Here is a 21387-nt window from a genome sequence, read left to right on the forward strand (position 1 = left end):
GGGAGACCGCCGTGGCAGAAAAGCCGGCCCGCACGTCGCCGAAGGCCCACGAGGGGCAGGTCGTACGCACCGAGTGGCTCACCCCGCACATGGTGCGCGTGGTCCTGGGCGGTGAGGGACTGGCCGGGGTGGAGTGCGGCGAATTCAGCGATCACTACGTCAAGGTGCTGTTCGCCCCGGAGGGCGTGAGCTACCCCGAGCCGTTCGACATCGAGCGCATCCGCGCGGAGTTCCCGCGCGACCAGTGGCCCACCAACCGCACGTATACGGTGCGCAGTTGGGACCCGGCGGCGCGGGAGATGGCCATCGACTTCGTCGTGCACGGCGACGAGGGGCTGGCGGGTCCCTGGGCCGCGCGGGTGCGGCCGGGCGAGACGGTACGGTTCCTCGGCCCCGGCGGTCTCTACGTACCGGACCCGGCGGCTGACTGGCATCTGCTGGTGGGGGACGAGAGCGCCCTGCCCGCGATCGCCGCGTCGTTGGAGCGGGTGCCGGCCGGCGCGCTTGTCCATGCCTTCGTCGAGATCTCGGGCGCCGAGGAGGAGCAGAAGATCACGACGCCCGACGGGACCGGGATCACCTGGCTGCACCGCGGGGAGCGTCCGGTGGGCGAAGCGCTGATCGCCGCCGTCCGCGGCCTCGACTTCCCCGCTGGGGACGTCCACGCGTTCGTGCACGGCGAGGCGGGCTTCGTGAAGGAGCTGCGCCGCCATCTGCGGCTGGAGCGGAACGTGCCGCGTGAGCGGCTGTCGGTCTCGGGGTACTGGCGGCTCGGCCAGACCGACGAGGCCTGGCGGACCGTCAAGCGGGAGTGGAACGAGCAGGTGGAGCGCGAGCAGGAGACCCGGGCGGCCTGAGCGCGGTCCCGCACCCTCGGCCCCGTGCGAGCAACGGGGCCGAGAGCCGGGGGTCCGTCTTGTGGACAGGGCCTAGACGGACTTCTGGTACGAGCGGAACGTACGGGTCGACAGCCAGACCGCCACCACCGCCAGGGCCAGCAACGCGCCGCCCCTGGTCAGCACATCGCCCCAGTCGGGATCGGCCGCCAGCGCGGAACGTCCCGCGACCATCGCCCAGTTGACCGGGTTGAAGTCCGCGATCGCGGCCATCCAGGACGGCATCTGGGCGGGCGCCATGAAGGCCGAGGAGAGAAACGTCAGCGGCAGCAGCAGAAACGTATTGATGCCGATGATCGACTCACGCTCGCGCACCAGCATGCCCAGCGCGTTGGAGAGCGCTCCGAAGACCGTCCCGAGCAGGATCGAGGCGGCGACCAGCACGATCAGCCCGCCCGCCCCGCCCGGGTAGCGGGCCCCGCCGAGCAGACCGAGCAGCACGATGATCACGGACTGGCAGGCCGTGCTGATGCCGTTCTGCACGACATTGGCGTTCATCAGGGCGCTGCGGCTGACCGGGGTGGTCAAGAAGCGGTTGAGCGTGCCGCGTTCGATCTCCTCCAGCGTGCCCATCCCGGCCCACATGCTGGAGCCGAGCGCGCTCATCACCACGATGCCGGGCACCAGATAGTCCAGATAGGTCGTGGTGCCGAAGCCGCCCAGCTCGACCACTCTCTTGAAGAGATTGCCGAAGAGGAACAGCCAGATCACCGGCTGGATCAAGGAGATCAGCAGAAAGATGGGCTGGCGCACGATCGCCATCAGCTGACGCTGCGTCATATACCAGGTGTGGGCGAGGGTTTCCGTACTCATCGGGCGCCTCCGGCGGTGGCCTGGACGGGTGTGCCGGCACCGGCGCTGTCCGCCTGGGCCTCGGCCTCGGCCTCGGAGAACCGGCGTCCCGCATACCGCAGATAGACATCGTCCAGCGAGGGACGGGCCACGGTGGCGGCGGCCACGGCCGCTCCGGCGCGCTCCAGCGCGGCGAGCAGGACGGGCACGGCGGCGGCGCCGTCGTCGGCGCGGACGCTGACCCGGCGGCCGTCGACCGCCAGATCGTGCAGACCGGCCAGCCCGGCGAGTACGGCGGTGAGGGCCGCCCGGTCGCCGTCGGCGCGCAGCTCCAGATGGACGGCGTCGCCGCGCAGTTCGCCCTTGAGCGCGTCGGGGGTGCCCTCGACGACGATCCGGCCGCGGTCGACGATCGCGATGCGCTCGGCGAGCCGGTCGGCCTCCTCCAGATAGTGCGTGGTGAGGAGGATGGTCAGGCCCTCGTCACCGGCGAGCCGGGTGATCTCGTCCCACATGGCGGTACGGGCCTCCGGGTCGAGCCCGGTCGTCGGCTCGTCCAGGAAGAGCACCTCGGGCCGGTGGACCAGACCGAGCGCCACATCGAGCCGCCGCCGCATACCGCCGGAGTATTCCTTGACCATCCGTCGCGCGGCGTCGGTGAGGACGAACCGCTCCAGCAGTTCATCGACGCGCCGGTTCAGTTCCCTGCCTCTCAGGCCGTACAGCCTGCCCTGGAGGACGAGGTTCTCCCGGCCGGTGGCGGCGGGATCGGCGCCGGACTTCTGGGCGACGACGCCGATCGCGCGGCGTACCCGGCCGGGGTGGCGCAGCACATCGTGGCCCGCGACCGTGGCCGTGCCGCTGTCGGGGCGGGCGAGGGTGGTGAGGATCTTGACGGTGGTGGACTTGCCGGCGCCGTTGGGGCCGAGCAGTCCGAGGACGGTGCCGGCCTCGACGGTGAGGGCCAGACCGTTCAGGGCGGTGACTCCGCCGGGATAGGTCTTAACCAGATTGTCCGCCCGTACGACGGGCGTTCCGGTGCGCGTGGATCCGGTACTCATGGTTCCGGTACTCATGTAGGGGCTCTCCTGTGATGAGCGGGTTGCTCGGGCAGGCCGAGCCGGTCCACGCGAAGAGCGCCGGGCTATCCTGGGCGTGCCGCGCCTCGATCGCCGGGGCGCCTTCACGGTGGTCCGGTCCGGGGTGAGAGACCCTGGCGGGAGCTGCTGCAACAGCGACCGCCGGGGTCGTTTCCGTTCCGCGGCCGGAGTCGGCCGAGTCAGGGATCCGCGGCCGAAGTCGGCCGAGTCAGGGTCGGGGTCAGGGTCGGGGTCAGGGTCGGGGTGGGTCAGGGTTTCCGGGAGCGGCCCCCCTCCCCCTCGGTGTCCAACGGCTGCTCGTGCTCCAACTCCTGCCACTCCGGCGGCGGCCGGCCGGTCTCGTGCAGGGTCCGCCAGCCGTCGAGGCCGGAGAGTGATCCCTCACCGATCTCCTTGAGGAACCCTTGGACCCAGGTCTCCTCGGCCTCGATCATGTGCAGCTGGAACTCGGTCTCTATGACGAACAGCCGCGGCAGCGTCCCGTAGAGCTGCTCCAGCACACCCCGTATCCCCGCGGCCTGGACGCGCAGCGCCGACAGCCGGTCCTCCAGCAACGAGGTCACCTCGTCCGGCGGCAGGACGCCCATCAGCGAGAGGCCGGTCTCGAACAGCGGGAACTCGCGGGCGGGGACGGCCAGCAGATCCGCCATCCACTCCAGCATCTCCTCGTGTCCGGCGGAGGTGAGGCCGTAGAGCGTGCGCTCCGGCCTGTTGCCCTGCCGCTGCACCTCCGCCACCTCGACGAAGCCGTGCTTCTCCAGGTTCTGGACGACGGTGTAGAGCGACCCGAAGTTGATCTTGACGCTGTTCTCCTTGCCGCGCTGCCGCAGCGTCTGCGCGATCTGGTACGGGTGCATCGGCCGCTCCGAGAGCAGCGCCATCACCGCGAGCGCCAGCGGATTACCCAGCTTGCGCCGCTTCGCCCCCATCGCGACCACCCCACCCTCTGTTACCCCACCCCAAATACTCGGCAACGAACATATCTCGAATCTCCTACGGGCGTCAATCGCGATACATCGCAAATCTTGGCACCATCCAACACGGAATCAATGCGCGGAACGGACCAATCCGCCGGAGTGGCGTCGGGGATGGGCATCACGGTGGAACCGAACACAGGAGGCTCACGGACAGGCCGTGCGCGAGTGGCAGCGAGGGACAGCGAGGAACAGCGACATGAGCGTTGCGGTGGTGCTCTTCACCTCCGATCTGCGGGTGCACGACCAGCCGGTACTGCGCGCCGCCCTGGACGGAGCCGAGGAGGTCGTGCCGCTCTTCGTCCGCGATCCGGGGATTGCGGCGGCGGGCTTCGACGCCCCCAACCGCCGTGCCTTCCTGGCCGACTGCCTGGCCTCACTGGACACCGCCCTGAGCGAGCGCGGCGGCCGGCTGGTCATTCGTTCGGGTGAACCCGCCGAGCAGGTCTGCCGGGTGGTACGCGAGAGCGGCGCCCGGCAGGTCCATGTGGCGGCCGGGGTGAGCCGGTACGCGACGCGCCGGGAGGAGCGGCTGCGTACGGAGCTGACGGCCGCCGGGGCCACCCTGACCGTGCACGACGCGGTGGTCACGGCGGTGCCGCCGGGGCAGCTCGCCCCGGCGGGCAGTGACCATTTCGCGGTGTTCACCCCGTACTTCCACCGCTGGGACGAGACGGGCCGACGCGCGGTGACGGCCGCGCCCGGGAGCGTACGGGTGCCACGGATCGGCGGTGAGCCGCTGCCCGAGCGCGGTGCGGTCGAGGGGGTCTCGCCCGGTCTGGCCGAGGGCGGCGAGGAGGTGGCGCGTGAACGGCTGGCGGCCTGGCTGGCCGACGGGATCGAGTGGTACGAGGACCGCCACGATGATCTGGCCGGCGACGCGACCTCCCGGCTCTCGCCGTACCTCCACTTCGGCTGTCTCTCCCCGGTGGAGCTGGTGGACCGGGCGCGGCGCGAGCGCGGCGCGGGGGCGGCGGCCTTCGTACGGCCGCTGGCCTGGCGGGACTTCCACCATCAGGTGCTGGCGGCGCGCCCCGCGTCCGCGTGGTCGGACTACCGGCCGCGCGGGGATCACTGGCGTACGGACGCGAGGGAGATCAGCGCCTGGCGGGAAGGGCGCACCGGATATCCGGTCATCGACGCGGCCATGCGCCAGCTGGCGTACGAGGGCTGGATGCACAACCGGGGGCGGCTGCTGGTGGCGAGCTTCCTGACCAAGACGCTGTACGCGGACTGGCGCGTCGGCGCGCGGCACTTCCTGGATCTGCTGGTGGACGGCGACCTCGCCAACAACCAGCTCAACTGGCAGTGGACGGCGGGCACCGGCACGGACACCCGCCCCAACCGGGTCCTCAATCCGCTCACCCAGGCCAAGCGGTTCGATGCGCACGGCGATTACGTACGGCGCTGGGTGCCGGAGCTGGCCGGGGTGGCAGGGGCCGCCGTCCATCAGCCGTGGCTGCTGGACGCCCGGGACCGGGACCGGCTCGGCTATCCGGACCCGATCGTGGACCTCGCCGAGGGCCGGGACCGCTTCTCCCGGGCCCGGGGGCTCGTCTTCCGGCGGTAGGACTTTTTAACTCCTTCGAGTCATGGACCAATCCGCCGTCGTTCCGGTGCCGAATGGCGAGTGTGAGCGAAGATCTGAAGGTCCCGACGCCGGAGGGTGGTTACCCCGGCCCCACGGCGCGACTGGTGCGTGCCGCACTGGGGGCGCTGAGCGGGCTGATCGCCGGCGCCTCGGCGCTGGCGGTGGCGGAACTGGTCGCGGCGGCCGTACGGCCCGAGGCCAGTCCCGTCAACGCGGTGGGCGGCGCGTTCATCGACCGCACCCCGCCGTGGCTGAAGGACTTCGCCATCCGGAACTTCGGGACCAACGACAAGCTGGTGCTCCAGCTCGGCATCCTGGCCGTCCTGGCGGTCTTCGCCATGGCGGTCGGAGTGGTCGCGCTGCGGCACCGGCCGGCCGGTTTCGCGGCGGTGCTGGCCTTCGGCGCGGTCGGGGCGGTGGCGGCGGTGGGGCGGCCCGGTGGCGGGCCGCTCGACGCCCTGCCCTCGGTCGTGGGCGCCGTGCTGGCCTGCGGGGTGCTTCAACTGCTGGTCGGCAAGCTCGCGTTCCGTCCGTCCCCGGCGGCCGAGGAGGCGGACGGAACCCCGGACGGAACGGACGGCCCCCCGGACGGATCGTTCGACCGGCGTGGTTTCGTGATCGTCGCGACGGCGGCGGTGGCGGCATCGGCCGGGATCGGTGTCCTGGGCAGCCGGCTCAACGGCCCGGGCGCGGCCGAGGCCGTCGCCTCGCGTGCCGGCATCGTGCTGCCCGCACCGGCGTCACCGGCCCGTCCGGTGTCGGCCGGGGCGGAGCTGCGGGTCCGGGGGCTGGGACCGTTCACCACCCCCAACAAGGATTTCTACCGGGTGGACACCGCACTGGTGGTGCCGAGGATCGATGCCGACAGCTGGCGGCTGAGGATCCACGGCAAGGGCGTCACCCGGCCTCTGACGGTCAGCTTCGACGATCTGCTCCGCCGCGAGCTGATCGAGCGGGACATCACCCTGACCTGTGTCTCGAACGAGGTCGGCGGCCCGTATGTCGGCAACGCCCGCTGGATCGGCGTACGGCTGGCCGATCTGCTGCGCGAGGCCGGGGTCGAGCCGCCCTCGAAGGGCGGGCCCGCCGACCAGCTGGTGGCCCGCTCGGTGGACGGCATGACCATCGGGTCGCCGGTCGAGACGGTGATGGACGGCCGCGACGCCATGCTGGCGCTGGGGATGAACGGCGAGCCGCTGCCGTTCGACCATGGCTTCCCGGTCCGGATGGTGGTGCCGGGGCTCTACGGCTATGTCTCGGCCTGCAAGTGGCTCCAGGACCTGGAACTCACCACGTTCGCCGACTACGACGCGTACTGGGTGAAGCGGAGCTGGTCCCAGCGGGCCCCCATCAAGACCGAGTCGCGGATCGACACCCCGCGCCCGTTCGCCGCTCCGAAGGCGGGCGTCGTGCCGGTCGCCGGGGTGGCCTGGGCGCAGCACCGCGGTATCGCCCGGGTGGAGGTACGGGTCGACGGCGGCGACTGGCATACGGCGCGGCTGGCGGCCCAGGACACCAAGGACACCTGGCGCCAGTGGGTGTGGGAGTGGCGGGCCACCACCGGCAGCCACACCCTCGAAGTCCGCGCCACCGACCTGGACGGCTACACGCAGACGGAGAAGCGCGTCGGGACCGTGCCCGACGGCGCCACCGGCTGGCACTCGGTGGTGGTCGACGTGACCTGACGGACCGGCGAGCACCGCCCGCCAAACCCCGCGCCAGTCCTCAACGGACCTTCTTGCCGCCGGCCCTCACCGCCTCCGAACACGCGGGTGCCCCGCCGGAGTTCACCCGGCGGGGCACCGTACGTACGACCCTCGGCACACGGTCAGCCGACCGAGCTGTACGCCACCACCCCGCGCAGCACCGCCTCGACCGCCTTCCGGGCGTTCTTCGCGACCGTGCTGTTCTCGCGCGGCGCGGCGGCAGCGATCTGGCCCAGCACGTCGATGACCTGCTTGGACCAGCGCACGAAGTCACCGGCCGGCATCTCCGCCTCGCGCAGCACCTCGTCCAGCCCCTTGCCCGAGGCCCACATATAGACCGCCCAGGCGAAGCCGAGATCGGGCTCGCGCTGCCCGACGCCCTCCGCCTGACTGATCTTCAGGTCCTCCTCCAGGGCGTCGAGCCGGCCCCAGATATGGACCATCTCGCCCAGCGCCGCCTTCGCCGCGCCCGACGGGACCTTGGGCGCCACCGCGTCGTCCGACTGCCTGGCCTCGTACACCAGCGCCGAGACACAGGCGGCCAGCTCGGCCGGGGAGAGCCCTTCCCACACGCGGTCGCGCAGGCACTCGCTCGCCAGCAGATCCAGCTCGCCGTAGAGCCGGGCCAGCCGGCGCCCGTGCTCCGTGACCTCGTCCCCGCGCAGATAGTCCAGCTCGGTGAGGAGCGCGACGATCCGGTCGAAGGTACGGGCGATGGTGTTCGTCCGCCCCTCGATCCTGCGCTCCAGCTGCCGGGTGTCCCGCTTGAGCCGGTGGTAGCGCTCGGCCCAGCGGGCGTGGTCCTCCCGCTCGTCGCAGCCGTGGCAGGGGTGGGCGCGCAGTTCCGTACGGAGCCGGGCGATCTCCCGGTCGTCCGCGGCGGCGGCACGCTGCTTGCGGTGCCGCTCGGGGACGATGTGCCCGGCCTTCGTACGCAGCGCGGACGCCAGATCCCGACGCGACTGCGGGGAGCGCGCGTTGAACGACTTGGGGATCCGCATCCGCTCCAGCGCCTCCACCGGAACCGGGAAGTCCATCGAGGCCAGCCGCTTGACCTGCCGCTCGGCGGTCAGCACGAGCGGCCGGGGCCCGTCCTGGTACTCCAGCCCTCGGTGGCCGTTGGCGCGCCCGGCCGGCAGCCCGGGGTCGAGCACCAGCGCGAGACCGGAGAACTTCCCGGTCGGCACATGAATGACATCGCCCGCCTTGAGCTTCTCCAGCGACGAGGCCGCGGCGGCCCGGCGCTGCGCCGCTCCCTGCTTGGCCAGCTCGGTCTCGCGGTCCTTGAGGTCGCGGCGCATGCGCGCGTACTCCTCGAAGTCCCCGAGATGGCAGGTCATGCCCTCCCGGTAACCGTCGAGCCCCTCCTCGTTGCGCTGGACCTGCCGGGAGATCCCGACGACCGACTTGTCGGCCTGGAACTGGGCGAAGGAGGTCTCCAGCAGCTCGCGCGAGCGGTGCCTGCCGAACTGCTGCACGAGATTGACGGCCATGTTGTACGACGGCCGGAAGCTGGAGCGCAGCGGATAGGTGCGCGTCCCGGCTAGCCCGGCGAGCGCGCCCGGGTCCATACCGCGCTGCCAGAGCACCACGGCGTGGCCCTCGACGTCGATGCCGCGCCGCCCCGCCCGCCCGGTCAGCTGCGTGTACTCACCGGGGGTGATGTCGGCGTGCTGCTCGCCGTTCCACTTGACGAGCTTCTCCAGCACCACGGACCTGGCCGGCATATTGATGCCGAGCGCCAGGGTCTCGGTGGCGAAGACCGCCTTGACCAGACCGCGGACGAACAGGTCCTCCACGACCTCCTTGAAGGTCGGCAGCATTCCGGCGTGGTGCGCGGCGATACCGCGCTCCAGGCCCTCCAGCCACTCGTAGTAGCCGAGGACATGGAGGTCCTCACCGGGGATCGAAGCCGTACGTTCCTCGACGATCTCGCGGACCCGGCGGCGCGCCTCGTCGTTGTTGAGCCGCAGCCCCGCGTACATGCACTGCTGTACGGCGGCCTCGCAGCCGGCCCGGCTGAAGATGAAGGTGATCGCGGGCAGCAGGCCCTCGGCGTCGAGGCGCTCGATGACCTCGGGCCTGCCGGGCGTCCAGATCCGGGAGCGCTGGCGGCGCTCGCGCTCGCGGTCCGCCTCGCGGATCATCTTCCCGCGCCGGCGCTCGCGCGGGTTGTACGTGCGCTGGTTCTCCATCCGGGCCAGCCGGACGAGATCCGGGCTGACCTCGCGCTTGCCGACGCCGCGCCCGCCGTGGTCGGTCTCCTCCTCGAAGAGGTCGTACATCCGGCGTCCGGCCATCACATGCTGCCAGAGCGGCACGGGCCGGTGCTCGGAGACGATCACTTCCGTGTCACCACGGACGGTGTCCAGCCAGTCACCGAACTCCTCGGCGTTGGAGACCGTCGCCGAGAGCGAGACCAGCGTGACCGACTCGGGGAGATGGATGATCACCTCTTCCCAGACGGCGCCCCGGAAGCGGTCGGAGAGGTAGTGCACCTCGTCCATCACCACATAGCCGAGCCCGGTGAGCGCCTGGGATCCCGCGTAGAGCATGTTGCGCAGGACCTCGGTGGTCATGACGATCACCGGGGCGTCCGCGTTGACGCTGTTGTCCCCGGTCAGCAGGCCGACCTTGGCGGCGCCGTAGCGCTTGGCCAGATCGGCGTACTTCTGGTTGGAGAGCGCCTTGATGGGCGTGGTGTAGAAGCACTTGCGGCCCTCGGCCAGAGCCAGGTGCACGGCGAACTCGCCGACGATCGTCTTGCCCGAGCCGGTGGGCGCGGCGACCAGCACGCCCTTTCCCGCCTCCAGGGCCTGGCATGCCTCGATCTGGAAGGGGTCCAGGCCGAAGTCGTACATCTCGCGGAAGGGAGCGAGCGCCGTGGCCTGCTCGACGGCGCGGATCCGGGAAGCGGCGTAGCGCTCGGCTGGTGAGAGGTCCTCTGTCATCTTGAAGTCGAGCCTACCCGCCACCCCTGACAGTCAGCCCGATCTTTAATCGCCCTTGGACAGCCCCCGCCGCGCGGCCAGGACCCGCACCGCCGCGGGCACGCACTCGGCGGTGAGCGGCAGCGGGCCGAGCGCCTCACCGTCCGCGTATCCGGTGAGCCCCGGCGCGGCTAGCGTGATTCGCGCCGTACGGTACGTGGTCACCTTGGGGTGGCGCAGATGCGTCCCCCGGTAGACCGTCGGGAAGACCCTCAGCAGCTCCGTACGCGAGCACGCCCCGACCACGGTCACGTCGAAGAGCCCGTCGTCCAGCTCCGCGTCCGCGCAGATCCGCATACCGCCGCCGTACGAGGAGCCGTTGCCGACGGCTATGAGGATCGCCTCGGTCTCCCGCTCCGTGCCGTCGTCGAGGGTCATCCGGTACGGCACGGGACGCAGCGCGGCCAGCTCGGCGATCATCGCCAGGTCGTAGCGGAACCGGCCGACGGGCAGCCGCGTCCGGTTCCCCCGGTCATTGACCCGGGAGTCGAAACCGGAGGCCAGAACGGTCCCGAACCAGCCGTCGCCGACACGGCCCAGATCCACGGCGCGCGCTCCGTCGTCCTTGAGCGCCCGCGCGGCCAGCCGTCCCGCGGCCGCCGGGTCGCGTACGGGCAGCCCGAGCGCCCGCGCGAAGTCATTGCCGGTCCCGACGGCGATCACACCGAGCGGGGTGGGCGTACCGGCGACGGCGCGGAGCGCGAGCGAGACCAGTCCGTCCCCGCCGACGGCGATGAGCGCGCCGGTGCCGCCGTCGACCGCCGCCCGCGCCCGCCGCAGCGCGTCGGCGGCGTCCGAGCCGAGGACCGTACGTACGGAGAATCCCGCGTCCCGGAACGCGGAGGCGGCCGGCTGCGCGGCATGCGCGCCCCGGCCGCGCCCCGCGGTGGGATTGACGAACAGGGTGATCTCGCTGGTCACCCGGCGGACCCTACAAGGTCAGGTGACGTCGTCGTAACCGTTCAGTCGCTTCGTACCGCCGCTGTCCGACTGCTCGGGAAGAGCGGGCGGCGCCGAGACCGGTTCGATCTCGCCGACGGCCTCCGGGGTCAGATCCAGATCCGAGGCCTCGTCGTCGGCGGGCCCCATGGCGTCGCGCTGTGCCTTGCGACGGTCGTTCAGGAGCGAGATCGCCGTGGCGACGAAGTACAGCACCCAGATCGGCACCGCCAGGGCCATCATGGTCAGCGGGTCCGTGCTGGGCGTGGCCACCGCGGCGAAGATCGTGATGCCCATGATCATGGCGCGCCACCAGCCGGCCATCCGCTTGCCGGTGATGACCCCGCCGAGGTTGAGCATCACCAGCAGCAGCGGCAGCTCGAAGGCGAGACCGAAGACGACGACCATGCGGGTGATCAGATCGAGCAGATCATCGAGCGGAAGCTGGTTGTCCAGGTTGGCGGGCGAGAATTCCAGCAGGACCTTCGCCATCGTCGGCAGCGTCTTGTACGCGAAGAAGCCGCCGGCCAGGAAGAGCGGGAAGCCCGCGGCCACGAAGGCGAGCGAGTACTTCTTCTCCGCCTTGTGCAGCCCCGGAGCGACAAAGGCCCACAGCTGGTAGAGCCAAATCGGTGAGGAGACCACGACACCGGCCATCAAGGAGACCTTGAGCGCGAGGGTGAAGGGCGTCAGCAGACCGTTCAGCACAATGCGGGCGCAGGTGCCGTCCTCCCGCTTGGCCAGCTCCGCGAAGCTCGCTTCACATCCGACCGATTTCAGTACGGGGTCGGTGAAGAACTCGATGATGTTCTTGTAGAAGAACGCGGCGACGATCGTCACAACGACGATCGCCACCAGCGCCTTGGCGAGCCGGTTGCGCAGCTCACGCAGGTGCTCCACCAGGGGCATCCGCCCCTCGGGATCGGTCTCCTTCTTGCGGGCAGACTTAAGCAACCCACGTCCTCATCTCGTGCGGCGGGCCCCCGGCGACAGCGGTGCCCGCTTCGGCCCAGGTGTCAGCGCTTGGTGGTCGAGTCCGTCGGCTCGGTCACCGGACGCGCGCTGGTCACGTCACCGGGCGCGGCCTGGATCGTACGCGGCACGACGTGGTCCTGAGCGGTCTCGTCACCCTTCGGCTCCGCCGGGGCCGGCTGCTGGCCCTCCGACTTCATGGCCTTGGCCTCGCTCTTGAGGATGCGGGCCGACTTGCCGAGCGAACGCGCCATGTCCGGAAGCTTCTTCGCGCCGAACAGCAGGACGATCACGACGAGGATGAGAATGATCTCGGTGGGACCGAGCCTTCCGAACATAAGCTTTTACCTTCTCACCGAGGCGGCATGGGAGGGGCCTGCACAGATTCGGCCGGACTCTTGTCCGACGTGGTTGCGCAGCGATCGTAACGCGCAGGGGTGAACACGGGGCAATCCCTGTGCGTACTTCCGTCGGCGGCCCGCGCCTCGCTGCCGGGGCCACGCTCAGCAGCGTACCCCGCTCTTTCGCTGGTGAGCAGGGGGCGTCGCTACCTCAACGCCTCACCGGTGGCGGCCAGCCGGGTGGCAGCGCGCTCCAGGTCCTCGGCGGCCCGGTTGATCGTCTCCGTGGTGGCGGCGACCTGGCGGCCGAGCCGCTGGGCTGCCACGAAGACGCGGACGGCCAGCACGCCGAGCACGGCGATACCACAGAAACCCAGGGCGATGGCGAGCATGGGCCAGAACATGGGCAGAGCCTAGACCGTTCCAGGGAGTGGGGGCTTCGGGGAGTGATTCAGGGCCGGGATGTGGTTCAGGGAGCCGAGTGGAGGCGCAGGGTGCGCACCCCGCCGCCGGTGAGGAGTTCCACGATGCGCTCCCCGGCGGGCTTGCGCACCATGGCCTCGCACTCGGGACAGGTGAAGGAGTAGAAGGTGGTCTTGGCGCTGGCGCCGATCGCCAGGCGCAGGGCGCCCGCGGAGAGTTCGAAGCGGGCGCGGCACTCGGGACAGGCCGCCCTGAAGAGGACCGGAGCGACGGTCGAAAGTCCGGACAGCCCAGCTATGGTCGACATTGCGCGTGGTTCTCCTTGTCCTCGTCCTCGTCCTCAGCCGGTCACGCGTGGCCGTCGTAGGCCGCGAGTGCCTCGCCCGCCGCCAGCCGCGCGCTGTCCGCCAGCTCCGGCGGGGAGACGATCCGGCCGTCCCCGCCGAGCCGCAGCGCCAGCCGTCTGAGCGAGGCGGGCGCGGGGGTACGCAGAGTGATCCGCAGCCCGCCGTCGGGGAGTTCGACCGCGCTGTCGTGCGGGTAGTACTCCGCCACCCACCGGCCGCCCGGCCCGACCTCGATCACCACCTCGGGGTCCTCGGCCGAGGGCTGCACCAGCCCTTCCGACAGATCCCTCAGCTCCAGTTCCGGAGGCGCGGCCGGTGCGTCGAGCAGCTTGATCTCGGCGACGCGGTCGAGGCGGAACGTACGCCGCGCCTCGGAGAGCCGGCACCAGGCCTCCATATAGGTGTGCCCTACGGCGAACAGCCGGATCGGGTCGACCTCGCGCTCCGTCAGCTCGTCACGCGCCGGTGAGTAGTAGCGCAGCCAGAGCCGGCGGCGCTCCGAGATGGCCCGGTCGACCTCGGCGAACACCCCGCCCTCGGACTCGAAGGTCACCGAGAGCCGGGAGCTGGCGCCCGCGACCTCACCGGCGGCGGCCTCCAGCTTGGCGGTGGCACGCAGCAGCGCCTGCCGGTCGCCCTCGCGCAGCCCCGGCAGGGTGGCGACGGCGCGGGCCGCGACGAGCAGCGCCGTCGCCTCGTCGGCGGCGAGCCGCAGCGGCTCGGCGACATCGTCGGGGTTGTGCCACCAGATGCGGTCGCCGTCGGTGTCGATGTCGAGCAGATCGCCGCCGCGGAAACTGGTCCCGCACATGGGCAGCACATCGAGGTCGGAGATCAGCTCGTCCTCGGTGATGCCGAAGGCGCGGGCGACATCGCTCACATGCGCGCCGGGGCGTTCCCGCAGATAGGTGACCAGCGAGAGCATCCGCCGGGTCTGGTCGATGGCGTTGGCTGCCATGGTTGTACGAGTCCCCCTCAGCCCTTGGCCACGGCGCGCAGCCGGTCCAGGACATCGGCCCGCAGATCCGCGGGCTTCAGTACGACCGCGTCCGGGCCGAACTCCACCAGCCAGGCGTCCAGCCCGTGGCCGTACGGGACTTCCAGCTCGTCCCAGCCGTCGCCCAGTTCCCGAGACGACAGCGCCTTGGCACGCAGCGGATAGCCGCACCCGGAGCGCAGCTTGATCAGCGCGGAGCGGGTCGCGGTCTCCCCCGCCCAGCTCTCCACGGTCTCCCGTACGGTGACGACATCGGGTACGGGCGCGCTGAAGACGCCCGCGCGCGAGCGGACCCGGCCGGTGATCCGGGAGAGCCGGAAGACCCGCTCGGCGCCGCGGTCCCGGTCCCAGCCGGCCAGATACCAGTGGCCGCGCCAGCACTCCAGCGTCCATGGCTCGACCTGGCGCTGCTCGGGGCGGGCGGCGTTGGCCTTGCGGTAGTCGAAGGCGACGGGACGCCGGTCGCGGCAGGCGAGCATCAGCGGTTCGAAGGCGGCCTCATGGACCGGGATACGGGGTTCGAGCGCGCCGTGGTGCGCCTCGTAGGTGTCCTCCGCCTCCGGCATCCCGGCGGCGCGCAGCTTCTGCAGGGCGCCGCTCGCCGCGCCGGCCAGCCGCGCCTGCTGCCAGACCTTGGCGGCGAGCCCGAGGGCGGCGGCCTCCTCGGCGTCGAGGGTGATGGCGGGCAGCCGGTTGCTGTCGCGCCGCGCGAGATAGCCGGTGTCACCGTCGAGGTTCTCCACCGTCTCGATGACCAGCCCGAGTTCGCGCAGATCGTCCTTGTCCCGCTCGAACATCCGGTTGAACGAGTCGTCGGTGCCGGCCTCCAGATATGCCTCGATGGAGCCCCGCAGCTCACGCTTGCTGAGCGGACGCCGGGTCCCGAGCAGACACAGCGCCAGATTCATCAGCCGCTCGGCCTTGGCAATGGCCATCGACGCCTCGCACCCCTCTTGATCGTGCCGCGCTCCCCCGCTGACCGTACCGCCCCGGGGTGTCGCGGTAAAAGCCGAGGGCCCATGCCGGACAGCATGGGCCCTCGGGTGTCCGGATGTGATCAGACAGCGACCAGGTCGCAGACGAAGATCAGCGCCTCGCCGGGAGCGATCCGGCCGCCGCCGGCGCCGCGCTCGCCGTACGCCAGGTGCGAGGGGATGATCAGCTGGCGACGGCCGCCGACCTTCATGCCCTGCACGCCCTCGTCCCAGCCCTTGATGACCTGGCCGGCGCCGAGCTGGAACTGGAGCGGGGTACCGCGGTTCCAGGAGGAGTCGAACTCCTCACCGGTGGAGAACGCCACGCCCACGTAGTGGACGGACACGGAGTCGCCCGCCTTGGCCACCGGGCCGTCGCCTTCGATGAGGTCCTTGATCTCCAGATCGGCCGGCGGCTCGCCACCCGGGAAGTCGACCTCGGGCTTGTCGATGCTCACTGAACTGCTCCTCTAAATGATGAACGGGGCAACCGGGACAGTCTTACACCTTCGCCAGGATGTCCACCGCGAAGACCAGCGTGGAGTTCTTCGGGATGCCCTGCTGCTCCTGGTTGCCGAAGGCCTGGTCCGGCGGGATCACGATGAGGACCCGGCTGCCCACCTTCTTGCCGACGATGCCCGTCTTGAGGCCCTTCAGCGTGAGCTGCGGCAGCGGGAAGGTCTGCGTGCGGCCGGTCTTGTACGTGCTGTCGAACTGCTTGCGGTCCTTCCAGATGTACGCGGCGTAGTTCAGCACGACGGTGTCCGAGTCCTTGACGGCCTCGCCATTGCTCTCCAGCACATAGTTGGAGACCAGCTTCTTGGGCGGGTCGCTCTTCGGGACGGTGACGGTCGGCTCCTTGCCGTCGTCGTTCGTCCCGACCTTGGGCAGGTCGGTGTTGTCCTGCGCGACCGCGGTCCCCTTGGCGGAGGCCGGGACCTGGGTGGCCTTCAGGATGTCGACGACGAAGACCAGCGTGGAGTTGGGCTTGATGTCGCCCTGGCCCTGGGCGCCGTAGCCGAGCTCCGGCGGGATGCCCAGCTCGACGCGGCTGCCGACCTTCTGGCCTTCCAGACCCTGGTCCCAGCCCTTGATGACCATGCCGGCGCCGACGGTCAGATCGAACGGCTGCTTCCGGTCGAAGCTGTTGTCGAAGGGCTTGTCGGAGTCCCAGCTCTGGCCCAGATAGTTGACCTGGATCGCATCGCCCTTTTTGACCGTCGCTCCGTCACCCTTGCTGAGGACATCGACCTTCAGCTCCTTGGGCGGCGTGCCCTCCCCCTTGTCGAGGGTCGGCTTCTGACCGAACTTGGCACCCGAGCTGATCGCGGGAAGTCCGTTCTTGGACGAGGTGGAGTCGGAGCCTCCATCGCTGCCACAGGCCGCTGTCGACAACAGCAGCAAGGGGACGACGATGAGGCCGGCAAGTCGGCGCACGTGTTCCTCAGATCTCAGACGGCACAGTAGTTGCCCGCCACTCTAAGGCGTGCCGAGGGCCCCGTACGCGATACGTACAGGGCCCTTGGCACATTCCACCAATGCGTGTGTCTTCGCCCGCTCACATACCGGCGATCAGTTTCTCCACCCGTTCGTCCACCGAACGGAACGGGTCTTTGCAGAGCACCGTGCGCTGTGCCTGGTCATTGAGCTTGAGATGCACCCAGTCGACGGTGAAGTCCCTGCGCTGTTCCTGGGCCCGGCGGATGAAGTCGCCGCGCAGCCGCGCCCGGGTGGTCTGCGGGGGCACCGACTTGCCCTCGAAGATCTTCATGTCGTTGCAGATACGGGCGGCCTGGCCCTTCTTCTCCAGCAGGTAGTAGAGACCGCGGCGGCGGTGGATGTCGTGATAGGCGAGGTCTATCTGAGCGACCCTCGGATGCGACATCGTCATATTGTGCTTGGCCCGGTACCGCTCGATGAGCTGGTACTTCATGACCCAGTCGATCTCGGTGCCGATACGGTCGAGATCCTCGGCCTCGATCGCGTCGAGCGTGCGGCCCCAGAGCTCCAGGACCTGGTCGACGGTGCCGGTGCGGATGCCCCGGCGCTCCACGAAGTCGACGGCCTTCTCGTAGTACTCGCGCTGGACCTCCAGGGCGGAGGCCTCGCGGCCGCTCGCCAGGCGCACCTTGCGCTGGCCGGTGAGGTCATGGCTGACCTCGCGGATCGCCCGGATCGGGTTCTCCAGGGTGAGATCGCGCATCACCGTGCCCGCCTCGATCATGCGCAGGACGAGATCGGTGGCGCCGACCTTGAGCAGCATGGTCGTCTCGGACATGTTCGAGTCGCCGACGATGACATGGAGCCGGCGGTAGCGCTCCGCGTCCGCGTGCGGTTCGTCACGGGTGTTGATGATCGGACGGGAACGGGTGGTGGCGGAGCTGACGCCCTCCCAGATGTGCTCCGCGCGCTGGCTGACGCAGTAGACCGCGCCCCGCGGGGTCTGGAGTACCTTGCCGGCGCCGCAGAGCAGCTGACGGGTGACGAGGAAGGGGATGAGGATGTCCGCGAGCCGGGAGAACTCCCCGTGGCGGGCGACGAGATAGTTCTCGTGGCAGCCGTAGGAGTTTCCCGCCGAATCGGTGTTGTTCTTGAAGAGATAGACGTCGCCCGCGATTCCCTCCTCGTGCAGGCGGCGTTCGGCGTCGACGAGCAGCCCCTCCAGAATGCGCTCGCCCGCCTTGTCGTGCGTGACCAGCTCGGAGATGTTGTCGCATTCGGGAGTTGCGTATTCCGGATGCGAGCCCACGTCGAGGTAGAGACGGGCGCCGTTCCGCAGGAAGACATTGCTGCTGCGGCCCCATGAGACAACACGGCGGAAGAGGTAGCGCGCCACTTCGTCAGGTGACAGTCGGCGCTGTCCCCTGAACGTGCACGTGACGCCGTACTCGTTCTCCAGCCCGAAAATGCGGCGGTCCATGTCTGAACATTACGCCTGATGGCCAGAGCTGAAACCGGGTTGGGCCGCACCGCTTCGATCATTTTCCGTCCGGATGGTGGCATCCGAAGGGCCGGTGGGAGCCTTCAGGACCCGCTGGGTGGCCAGCAGTACCAGCAGCGCGGCGATGCCGCCGGCCCCCGCTACGGCGAAGCCCGCCGCGGTGCCGCCGAGCTCCACGGCGGGTCCTGCCGCGCCGGTGCCGAGCGCGGTGCCGACACCGAACGTGGTGACGAGCCAGGAGAACGCCTCGGTGACGGTGCCGCGCGGGGCGTGCCGGTCGACGACAATGAAGGCGCAGGCCAGCGCGGGTGCCAGAAAGACCCCGGCGAGGGCGGAGAGCGCGGTCATCGCGACCACTCCGGGCGTGAGCGTCAGCGGAAGGTAGCAGAGGGCCAGCAGGGCGACGATGCCCCGCAGACGGCGCTCGGGGACGCCGGCCCACTGCCGCGATCCGTACACCGCGCCGCCGATCAGCGCGCCGAGGCCGAGGGCGGCCATCAGCCAGCCGTACACGGACTCGTCGCCGTGGTCGTCGGCGTAGGCGACACCCGCGACGGTGATGGAGCCGAGGGCCATGCCGATGAAGAGGAACGCGCCGAGCAGGGCGAGCAGCCCCGGCGAGCGCAGGGCGCCGAGCCAGTGCGCCTCACGGGGCGCGGAGCGCCAGGCCCGGGAGGGCCCGGACAGGACGACGGAGAGCGCGCCGAGTACGCCGATGACGTTGATGACGAGCAGCGCGGCGGCCGGGGACCAGAGCGCGACCAGCAGAGTGACGAAGAGCGGGCCGACCGTGAACATGACCTCCTGGGCCACGGCGTCCATGGCGTACGCCCGGTGCACCCGGTCCTCGCTGCCCAGGACGCTCGGCCACAGCGCCCGGAGCCCGCCCTCCAGCGGCGGGGTGAAGAGACCCGCGATCGCCACGGCCGGGTACGCGAGGACCGGCGCCCCCGTTCCGACGGCCGCGAAGAGCACCATGCCGAGGGCCGAGACCAGCGCGGCGGGGAGTTGCACCCGGGGCTGGCCCAACAGGTCCACGGCCCGGCCCAGCAGCGGCTGGCCGATGGCCGTGGCGATGCCGTAGAGCGCCGCGAACACCCCGGCCAGGGTGTAGCTGCCGCCCTCGGCGCGGATGAACAGGACGATCGCGATATGGCCCGTGGCGCTCGGCAGCCGGCCCACCAGCGTGCCGGTGAGCAGCCGTGCGGCGTGCGGCGCCTTGAGGATGTCCAGATACCCCGTGGCCATGTCGCCCCCTCTTTCCCTCAGCTCGTCCCCGGGCCGCGCCATCCGGTCCCGTCCGGGGTTTTACGTATAACGTGCAGCGCCATACGTACCATGTGCGCAGCCCGCGGGTCCACCGCGATTCGCACCGCGCGACGGAGAACGGCAGTCATGACAGAGCAGTCCGCCAGGCCCACCAGCAAGGACGTGGCGCGCGCCGCTGGCGTGTCCCAGGCGACGGTCTCCCTCGTCCTCGGCGACAAGTGGCGGGGCAGGGTCTCGGAGCGGACCGCCGGACTGGTGCGGGACGCCGCGCGCGCCCTGGGCTACCGGCCCAATCTCGCGGCCCGCAATCTGCGGCTCGGCACCACCAGAACGGCGCTCCTGGTCGTGCCCGCGCTCACCAACGAGTTCTTCGCCCGTGTCTACACCGGCGCGGCCCGGGTCGCCGCGGAGCACGGTTTCGGGGTCGTCCTGTACCCCTCACCGGCCGGGGTGGGCCCCGCCAAGGACCCCTTCGCCTCGGCGCGGGCCGCGCTGGACGGGGTGATCGCCTCCTCGATGGCGACCGGCGCGCTGGACGCGATCCGCGGCTCGGACGGCGCGGATCTGCCGCTGGTGATGCTCGACAGCGATCCGGCGGCGCCCGGAGCCGCCGGCCGGGTGAATCTCGACATCGCCGACGGCATGCGGCAGATCGCCGGGCATCTGCTGGGCCTCGGCCACCGGCGGCTGGTCCATCTCTCCTCCGCCGTCGCCTCCTGGACCTTCGACGTACGGGCCGCGGCACTGGCCGAGACGGTACGGGGGGTGCCGGACGCGGTCCTGAGCACGGTCTCGGCGGCGCTGGAAGTGGACGCCGCGCGGGAGGCCACCGAGCGCGCCCTCACCGGCACCGGGCCCCGGCCGACGGCGCTGGTGTGCGACGACGACATCCTGGCCGCGGGCGCCTGCAAGGCCGTACGGCGGCTCGGTCTGCGGGTGCCGGAGGACATCTCCGTGAGCGGCTTCGACGATCTGGCGCTCGCGACCGCGGTCGAGCCGGAACTGACGACGGTACGGCTGCCCGCCGAGCGGGTGGGCGAGCGCGGGATGTCGGCCCTGCTGGCGGTCCTGGACGGCCGCCGGCCGGAGACCGGCGACCTCCCGGTCTCACTGGTGGTCCGGGACTCCACGGCGCCCCCACCGCCCGCACGGCCCGTCCCCTGACAAGACCGGCGACGCGATCAGTGACACGACGATGCCCCGGCGCGTGCGAGCGCGCCGGGGCATGGTGAGACGTTTCCGCCAGGGCTACTTGCCGGTGTCCTTGCCGTCCGGCTTGCCGCTGTCCTTGCCCTCAGGGGCCTTGGTCTCAGGCTTCTCGGTGGTCTCCGACACCTCCGGTGCCTCCGAGGGCGCCTCGGCGGGGGCGGGCGTGGCGCCGTCCGGCTCCTCGGTGTCCGAGGGGGCGTCCGTCGGCGTGGAGGCCGCGCCGTCCGCCTCCAGCAGCCGGGAGAGCTGACGGCCGACGATCCGCTTGAACTTGCGCTGCTGCGGTCGCGTACGGTCCAGGACCGCCACCTCCAGCCGCTCGGCGGGGATCTCCCGCTCGCCGCCGTTGGTGTCCCTGGAGAGCGCCTGGACGGCCAGCTTCAGGGCCTCGGCGAGCGACATGCCGTCGCGGTGGCGCTGGTCCAGATAGGTGCTGATCTGCTCCGAGCTGCCGCCGACCGCGACCGAGCCGTGCTCGTCCACGATCGAGCCGTCGTGCGGCAGCCGGTAGATCTGGTCGCCGTCGGGTGTGGCCCCCACCTCGGCGACCACCAGCTCCACCTCGTACGGCTTCTCACCGGCGCTGGAAAAGATCGTGCCGAGCGTCTGGGCGTAGACGTTGGCGAGACCGCGGGCGGTCACATCGTCGCGGTCGTAGGTGTATCCGCGCAGATCCGCGTAGCGCACGCCGCCGATACGCAGATTCTCGTACTCGTTGTACTTGCCGGCGGCCGCGAAGCCGATCCGGTCGTAGATCTCGCTGAACTTGTGAAGTGCACGGGACGGGTTCTCGCCGACGAAGACAATGCCGTCGGCGTACTGCAGCACGACCAGGCTGCGACCGCGGGCGATGCCCTTGCGGGCGTATTCCGCCCGGTCGGCCATGGCCTGCTGGGGTGAGACATAGAACGGCGTCGACACCGGCT

20 protein-coding genes are annotated in these 21387 nt (G+C 70.7%); 4 read left to right on the forward strand and 16 right to left on the reverse strand.

Annotation, left to right across the window (positions count from 1 at the left end):
- Positions 1–11 precede the first annotated feature (11 nt).
- Positions 12–857, forward strand: coding sequence for a siderophore-interacting protein (locus tag IF11_RS0128320; RefSeq protein WP_030354587.1), 846 nt, complete (start codon positions 12–14; stop codon positions 855–857).
- Between the two features lie 72 nt (positions 858–929).
- Here IF11_RS0128320 and IF11_RS0128325 read toward each other — a convergent pair whose 3' ends face one another.
- From IF11_RS0128325 to IF11_RS0128335, 3 genes are all read right to left on the reverse strand, one after another.
- The gene (locus IF11_RS0128325; protein WP_030354588.1) at positions 930–1709 is read right to left on the reverse strand and encodes an ABC transporter permease; all 780 of its coding nucleotides are present in this window, start codon (positions 1707–1709) and stop codon (positions 930–932) included.
- Positions 1706–2749: a daunorubicin resistance protein DrrA family ABC transporter ATP-binding protein gene (locus IF11_RS0128330; protein WP_030354589.1), complete on the reverse strand. Its 1044-nt coding sequence runs from the start codon at positions 2747–2749 to the stop codon at positions 1706–1708. Before IF11_RS0128330 ends, IF11_RS0128325 begins: the two co-directional genes overlap by 4 nt.
- Positions 2750–3036: 287 nt before the next feature.
- A complete protein-coding gene (locus IF11_RS0128335; RefSeq protein ID WP_051746328.1) occupies positions 3037–3717 on the reverse strand; it encodes a PadR family transcriptional regulator in 681 nt (226 codons plus the stop codon).
- A gap of 244 nt (positions 3718–3961) precedes the next feature.
- On the opposite strand from IF11_RS0128335, the gene IF11_RS0128340 reads away from it, so the two are divergent.
- Entirely contained in the window at positions 3962–5332 is a 1371-nt protein-coding gene (locus IF11_RS0128340; RefSeq protein WP_030354591.1) for a cryptochrome/photolyase family protein, read from the forward strand.
- Positions 5333–5457: 125 nt separating this feature from the next.
- Complete coding sequence (locus IF11_RS0128345; RefSeq protein WP_030354592.1) at positions 5458–7038, forward strand: molybdopterin-dependent oxidoreductase; 1581 nt, start codon at positions 5458–5460, stop codon at positions 7036–7038.
- Positions 7039–7181: 143 nt separating this feature from the next.
- Here the strand turns inward: IF11_RS0128345 and IF11_RS0128350 are convergent, their stop codons facing one another.
- From IF11_RS0128350 to IF11_RS0128405, 12 genes are all read right to left on the reverse strand, one after another.
- On the reverse strand, positions 7182–10010 hold the full coding sequence (locus tag IF11_RS0128350; protein WP_030354593.1) for a DEAD/DEAH box helicase: 2829 nt from the start codon (positions 10008–10010) through the stop codon (positions 7182–7184).
- A gap of 45 nt (positions 10011–10055) precedes the next feature.
- Positions 10056–10970, reverse strand: a complete 915-nt coding sequence (locus IF11_RS0128355) for a diacylglycerol kinase (RefSeq protein WP_030354594.1) — start codon at positions 10968–10970, stop codon at positions 10056–10058.
- Positions 10971–10988: 18 nt separating this feature from the next.
- Positions 10989–11942, reverse strand: a complete 954-nt coding sequence (gene tatC / locus IF11_RS0128360; protein ID WP_030354595.1) for a twin-arginine translocase subunit TatC — start codon at positions 11940–11942, stop codon at positions 10989–10991.
- A 62-nt stretch (positions 11943–12004) separates the two neighbouring features.
- Positions 12005–12298, reverse strand: coding sequence for a Sec-independent protein translocase subunit TatA (gene tatA / locus IF11_RS0128365; RefSeq protein ID WP_030354596.1), 294 nt, complete (start codon positions 12296–12298; stop codon positions 12005–12007).
- A 209-nt stretch (positions 12299–12507) separates the two neighbouring features.
- Entirely contained in the window at positions 12508–12705 is a 198-nt protein-coding gene (locus IF11_RS0128370) for a hypothetical protein (protein WP_030354597.1), read from the reverse strand.
- Between the two features lie 65 nt (positions 12706–12770).
- Positions 12771–13031: a hypothetical protein gene (locus IF11_RS0128375; RefSeq protein ID WP_030354598.1), complete on the reverse strand. Its 261-nt coding sequence runs from the start codon at positions 13029–13031 to the stop codon at positions 12771–12773.
- 41 nt (positions 13032–13072) lie between these two features.
- A complete protein-coding gene (locus IF11_RS0128380) occupies positions 13073–14029 on the reverse strand; it encodes a helix-turn-helix transcriptional regulator (protein WP_030354599.1) in 957 nt (318 codons plus the stop codon).
- Between the two features lie 17 nt (positions 14030–14046).
- Positions 14047–15003: a helix-turn-helix transcriptional regulator gene (locus IF11_RS0128385; protein WP_030354600.1), complete on the reverse strand. Its 957-nt coding sequence runs from the start codon at positions 15001–15003 to the stop codon at positions 14047–14049.
- A 122-nt stretch (positions 15004–15125) separates the two neighbouring features.
- On the reverse strand, positions 15126–15500 hold the full coding sequence (locus tag IF11_RS0128390) for an FKBP-type peptidyl-prolyl cis-trans isomerase (protein WP_030354601.1): 375 nt from the start codon (positions 15498–15500) through the stop codon (positions 15126–15128).
- A 43-nt stretch (positions 15501–15543) separates the two neighbouring features.
- Positions 15544–16479, reverse strand: coding sequence for an FKBP-type peptidyl-prolyl cis-trans isomerase (locus IF11_RS0128395; protein WP_030354602.1), 936 nt, complete (start codon positions 16477–16479; stop codon positions 15544–15546).
- Positions 16480–16600: 121 nt separating this feature from the next.
- Positions 16601–17962 (reverse strand): Pup--protein ligase, encoded by a 1362-nt coding sequence (pafA, locus tag IF11_RS0128400; RefSeq protein ID WP_030354603.1) that lies wholly within the window; start codon positions 17960–17962, stop codon positions 16601–16603.
- Positions 17963–17971: 9 nt separating this feature from the next.
- Positions 17972–19231, reverse strand: a complete 1260-nt coding sequence (locus tag IF11_RS0128405) for an MFS transporter (protein ID WP_030354604.1) — start codon at positions 19229–19231, stop codon at positions 17972–17974.
- A gap of 147 nt (positions 19232–19378) precedes the next feature.
- Between IF11_RS0128405 and IF11_RS0128410 the strand changes: the two genes are divergently transcribed.
- Positions 19379–20416: a LacI family DNA-binding transcriptional regulator gene (locus IF11_RS0128410; protein ID WP_030354605.1), complete on the forward strand. Its 1038-nt coding sequence runs from the start codon at positions 19379–19381 to the stop codon at positions 20414–20416.
- Between the two features lie 84 nt (positions 20417–20500).
- On the opposite strand, the gene prcA is transcribed toward IF11_RS0128410, so the two are convergent.
- Complete coding sequence (gene prcA, locus IF11_RS0128415) at positions 20501–21382, reverse strand: proteasome subunit alpha (protein WP_240627575.1); 882 nt, start codon at positions 21380–21382, stop codon at positions 20501–20503.
- Between the last annotated feature and the right edge of the window lie 5 nt (positions 21383–21387).

Origin of the sequence: Streptomyces scopuliridis RB72 (genome assembly GCF_000718095.1) — a bacterium.
In the GTDB taxonomy this organism is placed as follows: domain Bacteria; phylum Actinomycetota; class Actinomycetes; order Streptomycetales; family Streptomycetaceae; genus Streptomyces; species Streptomyces scopuliridis.

Bases quoted from the DNA above. Each gene is read 5' to 3' on its own strand.
- IF11_RS0128375 (WP_030354598.1), bottom strand. From the start codon at position 13,031: ATGTCGACCATAGCTGGGCTGTCCGGACTTTCGACCGTCGCTCCGGTC.
- IF11_RS0128330 (WP_030354589.1), bottom strand. From the start codon at position 2,749: ATGAGTACCGGATCCACGCGCACCGGAACGCCCGTCGTACGGGCGGAC.
- IF11_RS0128325 (WP_030354588.1), bottom strand. From the start codon at position 1,709: ATGAGTACGGAAACCCTCGCCCACACCTGGTATATGACGCAGCGTCAG.
- IF11_RS0128335 (WP_051746328.1), bottom strand. From the start codon at position 3,717: ATGGGGGCGAAGCGGCGCAAGCTGGGTAATCCGCTGGCGCTCGCGGTG.
- IF11_RS0128410 (WP_030354605.1), top strand. From the start codon at position 19,379: ATGACAGAGCAGTCCGCCAGGCCCACCAGCAAGGACGTGGCGCGCGCC.
- IF11_RS0128405 (WP_030354604.1), bottom strand. From the start codon at position 19,231: ATGGCCACGGGGTATCTGGACATCCTCAAGGCGCCGCACGCCGCACGG.
- tatA (WP_030354596.1), bottom strand. From the start codon at position 12,298: ATGTTCGGAAGGCTCGGTCCCACCGAGATCATTCTCATCCTCGTCGTG.
- pafA (WP_030354603.1), bottom strand. From the start codon at position 17,962: ATGGACCGCCGCATTTTCGGGCTGGAGAACGAGTACGGCGTCACGTGC.
- IF11_RS0128350 (WP_030354593.1), bottom strand. From the start codon at position 10,010: ATGACAGAGGACCTCTCACCAGCCGAGCGCTACGCCGCTTCCCGGATC.
- IF11_RS0128370 (WP_030354597.1), bottom strand. From the start codon at position 12,705: ATGTTCTGGCCCATGCTCGCCATCGCCCTGGGTTTCTGTGGTATCGCC.
- IF11_RS0128385 (WP_030354600.1), bottom strand. From the start codon at position 15,003: ATGGCCATTGCCAAGGCCGAGCGGCTGATGAATCTGGCGCTGTGTCTG.
- IF11_RS0128380 (WP_030354599.1), bottom strand. From the start codon at position 14,029: ATGGCAGCCAACGCCATCGACCAGACCCGGCGGATGCTCTCGCTGGTC.
- IF11_RS0128340 (WP_030354591.1), top strand. From the start codon at position 3,962: ATGAGCGTTGCGGTGGTGCTCTTCACCTCCGATCTGCGGGTGCACGAC.